General features: G+C 73.4%; 3 protein-coding genes. All 3 read right to left on the reverse strand.

What is annotated here, in order from left to right; all coding sequences use genetic code 11:
* Positions 1-30: 30 nt before the first annotated feature.
* The 3 genes from lplB to cimA all read right to left on the reverse strand — a co-directional run bounded on the left by lplB (position 31) and on the right by cimA (position 3731).
* Positions 31-1107 carry a lipoate-protein ligase small subunit gene (gene lplB / locus HGA02_RS11945; RefSeq protein WP_168679192.1) on the reverse strand — a complete coding sequence of 359 codons (1077 nt, stop codon included), beginning with the start codon at positions 1105-1107 and terminating at the stop codon, positions 31-33.
* A 26-nt stretch (positions 1108-1133) separates the two neighbouring features.
* Positions 1134-2009: a sensor domain-containing protein gene (locus HGA02_RS11950; RefSeq protein ID WP_168679193.1), complete on the reverse strand. Its 876-nt coding sequence runs from the start codon at positions 2007-2009 to the stop codon at positions 1134-1136.
* Between the two features lie 90 nt (positions 2010-2099).
* On the reverse strand, positions 2100-3731 hold the full coding sequence (cimA, locus tag HGA02_RS11955; RefSeq protein WP_343035455.1) for a citramalate synthase: 1632 nt from the start codon (positions 3729-3731) through the stop codon (positions 2100-2102).
* Positions 3732-4291: the final 560 nt, after the last annotated feature.

Below are 4291 nucleotides of genomic sequence, written 5' to 3' on the forward strand. Positions count from 1 at the left end.
CGGGTCGCCCCGCCACCGCGGGCACCCGGCTCAGGGCACGCGCGCGGTCCACGCCGGGTCGGCGAACTTGGTCCGCGCGAGCTCCTGCGCCCGCGCGAGCTCGTCCGGCCGCAGCTCACCCTCGCGCGTGGCGTAGTGCGCCTCGAAGTGCGCCCGGAACGCCGCGATCACCGCCTCGCGCGGCAGGTGCGTCTGCGAGCGGACCGGGTCGACGCGCTTGTTCGCGCTCCGCGTGCCCTTGTCGGACAGCTTCTCGCGCCCGATCCGCAGGACCTCGAGCATCTTCGTCGCGTCGATGTCGTACGACATCGTCACGTGGTGAAGCACCGCGCCGCCGACGACCCGCTTCTGCGCCGAGCCCGCGATCTTCCCCGCGGGCGACGAGATGTCGTTGAGCCCGCTGAGCTCCGCGCGCACGCCCACGTCGGCGAGCGCACCGAGCACCCACTGGTTGAGGAACGCGTACGACTCCTCGAAGCTCATGCCGTCGACGAGCGAAGCGGGCACGACGAGCGAGAACGTGATGCAGTTCCCGGCCTCCATGAACATCGCGCCGCCGCCGGAGACACGGCGCACCACCGTGATCCCGTACCGCTCGACCGCCTCGAGGTCGACCTCGTTGCGCAGCGACTGGAACGACCCGATGATCACCGCCGGCTCGACCCACTCCCAGAACCGCAGCGTCGGACCGCGCCGGCCCGCCGCGAGCTCCTCGGTGAGCACCTGGTCGAGCGCCGTGTGGACCGCGGGCGGCAGCGGCCCGGGGTGCAGGACCTCGAACGTGTGGTCCGCCCACGCCGTCGACAGCCCGAGCGCGCGGCGTACCGCGACCGCCACGGCGCGCGCGTCGAAGCCGACCATGACCGGCGGCTGCGAGAGCCGGCCGTCCGCGTGGGCCGTCGCGAGCGCGTCGTCCACCGCGGCCGCCAGCCGCGACGTCGGGGCGTCCGCGGGCTGACCGTCGAGCGCGGACCGCACGACGTCGAGCGCCTCGTCGGGCTCGAGGAAGAAGTCGCCGCTCACGCTCGTGCCGCTCAGGACGCCGTCGACCACGTCGACGTCGACCACCACGAGCTTGCCGCCTGGGACCTTGTACTCGCCGTGCACGCCCCCACCCTAGGCGGGCGGCGTCATCAGCCGAGCCCGAGCACGGCCTTCTGCGCGCGCTGCTGGACCATCGTGTCGAGGGACTCGGGCTCGCCCAGGGTGTCGAGCGCGGCCTGAGCGTCCGCGTCCGCGAGCGCGGACGCCGTCCACGTGACGATCGTGTTCCCGACCAGGAGGTGGCCGCGGTACGCGGGGACGTCGTCACCCTCGGCCGTGTGCACCACGGGCTGGACGATCGACGGGTAGACGCCCTGCCCCTCGATCGCCGCGTCGGCGGTCCAGGTCGCGCCGTCGACACCAGGGTTGACCTGCGAGTACGTCGGACACGCGTCGACGGTCGTGACGAGCTGGGCGAACGCCTGGCGGGCCGTAGCCGGGTCGGGCAGCACGGTCACCTGCTGGACGAACGTCATCGCGTCGTTCGCCCAGATGCGTCCGCCGTAGGCGGGAGGTGGCTCGGCGACCACGGTCACGGCGGTCGTGCACGACGCGGGGTCGACGCTCGAGCCCTCGGGCAGCCCCCAGACCATCTCCCCCGTGTCGGTCCGCTCGATGCCGTCGCGCGCCGCCGGCACGTCGGCCTCGAGGTCCGCGTCGGTCACGAACAGGGAACCGAGCGTCGTCGCGTCGAACACCGCCTCGTCCGCGGGCGGCACGACGCTCACGGTGGGCGACGGCGTGGGCGACGTGCCCGTCGTGGTGCTGTCCGCCGAGGGGGTCGGCGCGGGCGCCGCCGACGCCCAGGGGCGGACGACGAGCAGGACGACGGCGACGACCACCGCGCCGACGAGGAGCCACCACCAGCCGCGCGAGCGGCGCTCCGGCGGCGGCCCCCACGTGGACCCGTCGGGCGGGCCGCTGTCGGGCGCGGTCCCGTCCGCCTGCGGCTGCGTGCCCGCCACGTCGTCGCTCCTCCCGACGGGCCGGTCCAGGTCAGCGCACCCGTCAGCACCGACCCTAGGTCCCGGCCAGGCAGCCGGGAGGGCGAAATCTCAGCGCGGCGCGACGCCGCGTGCGTGCAGACCCCAGATGGTCGAGTCGGTGAGCGCCTCCCACGACGCCTCGAGCAGGTTCGGGCCCACGCCGACCGTGCTCCACGACCGCTGGCCGTCGCTCGTCTCGATCAGGACGCGCGTCACGGCGTCGGTGCCGTGCATCGAGTCGAGGATGCGCACCTTGAAGTCGATGAGCTCGAACGTCTCGACCTCCGGGTAGACGCGCACGAGCGCCTGACGCAGCGCGTGGTCGAGCGCGTTGACCGGCCCGTTGCCCTCACCGGTGCTGACGATCCGCTCGCCGCCGGCGTGCAGCTTGACGGTCGCCTCGGCCGTCGCGAGCGTCCCGCGGCCGCCGACCCGCTCGACGATCGTGCGCCACGACTCGACGCGGAAGTACTGCGGGCGTGCGCCGTGCACCTCCTCGACGAGCAGCAGCTCGAACGACGCGTCCGCGGCCTCGTACGTGTACCCGCGGGCCTCGGCGTCCTTGACGCGGTCCGTGATGCGGCCGAGCACCTCGGGCTGCCCGGACAGGTCGAAGCCGAGCTCGCGGCCCTTGAGCTCGATCGAGGCGCGGCCCGCCATGTCGGACACGAGCATGCGCATGTCGTTGCCGACCTGCATCGGGTCGATGTGCTGGTACAGGTCCGGGTCGACCCGGATCGCGGAGGCGTGCAGCCCGGCCTTGTGCGCGAACGCGCTCGCCCCGACGTACGGCTGCCGCGCGAACGGCGAGATGTTGGTGATCTCGGCGATCGCGTGCGCGATGCGCGTGAGCTCGGGCAGGCCGCCCGGGGCGTCGTCGGCGCGGCGCAGCACCGGCATGCCGTACTTGAGCTCGAGGTTCGCGACGACCGAGAGCAGGTCCGCGTTGCCCGTGCGCTCGCCGTACCCGTTGACGCAGCCCTGCACGTGCGCGCACCCGGCCTCCACGGCCGCGAGCGTGTTCGCGACCGCGCAGCCCGAGTCGTTGTGCGCGTGCATCCCGAGCACCGCGTCCGGGCCGACGGCCTCGCGGATCTCCTGCACGATCTGGGTGACCCAGGCGGGGATCATGCCGCCGTTGGTGTCGCACAGCGCGACGACCTCGGCCCCCGCCTCGAACGCCGTCAGCACCGCGGCCCGCGAGTACGCGGGGTCGAACCGGTAGCCGTCGAAGAAGTGCTCCGCGTCGACGACGGCGCGCCGCCCCTCCCGCACGAGGAGCTGCACCGTGTCCGCGATCATCGCGAGGTTCTCCTCGCCCGTCGTGCGCAGCGCGCGCTCCGCGTGCCGCAGGTCGCTCTTCGCGACGAGGGTCACGACCGGCGCCTCCGAGTCGAGCAGCGCGCGCACCTGCGGGTCGTCGACGGCCCGCGTCCCCGCCTTGCGCGTCGACCCGAACGCCGCGAGCTCGGCGTTCTTGAGGTCGAGCTCCTTCGCCGCGCGCTTGAAGAACTCCGTGTCCTTCGGCACCGCGCCCGGCCAGCCGCCCTCGATGAACCCCACCCCCAGCTCGTCGAGCAGCGGCGCGATCGCGAGCTTGTCCGCGACCGAGAGGTTCATGCCCTCCTGCTGGGCGCCGTCGCGCAACGTCGTGTCGTAGACCTCGAACGACAGGGCCGTGGGCTGGGGTGCTGCGGTCACGGTCGGCTCTCCTCGGTGCGGGGACGGGCGTCCCGGCGGCGTCCTGACGCTACCTGCGGGTGGCGGCGCCCGGTGCCGTCGCCCGCGCGGGTCCGGTCCGTCGTGCGACGGCCTGCGGACCCGCGCGGGAGGCGGCGTCCCGTCGACCCCGGCCCCGCGGTGGTGGGCGGTGACGTGGTCGGCGTGCGGCCGGGCGGGGGTGGTGCCCGACCAACAAAAAGACCCCCCGAGAACGGGAGGTCTGCGCGTCAGCGGTGTCTGCTGACGCGCTACTCGATAATGAGCGTGAAGATGGTCACGGCCTCATCGTGGCACACGTCACGGTGAGTGGTCACTCGTTCCACCCAATGGACAGCCGGGCGGTGCACCGCAGGTGAGGGGCACGGTCCGCGCGCGACGAGCTGCGAGGAGACCCATGTCCGACCCGAACGCACCCGCACCACGGCTCGGACTCGCAGCACCGGTCGGCGTTCCCGGCGATCGCGAGCTACGCGTTCCTGTCGGACTGCGAGTCGAACTGCCTGATCTCGCCGGCGGGCGCGGTCGAGTGGATGTGCGTG

The sequence above is a fragment of the Cellulomonas septica genome (assembly GCF_012396155.1).
GTDB lineage: Bacteria > Actinomycetota > Actinomycetes > Actinomycetales > Cellulomonadaceae > Cellulomonas > Cellulomonas septica.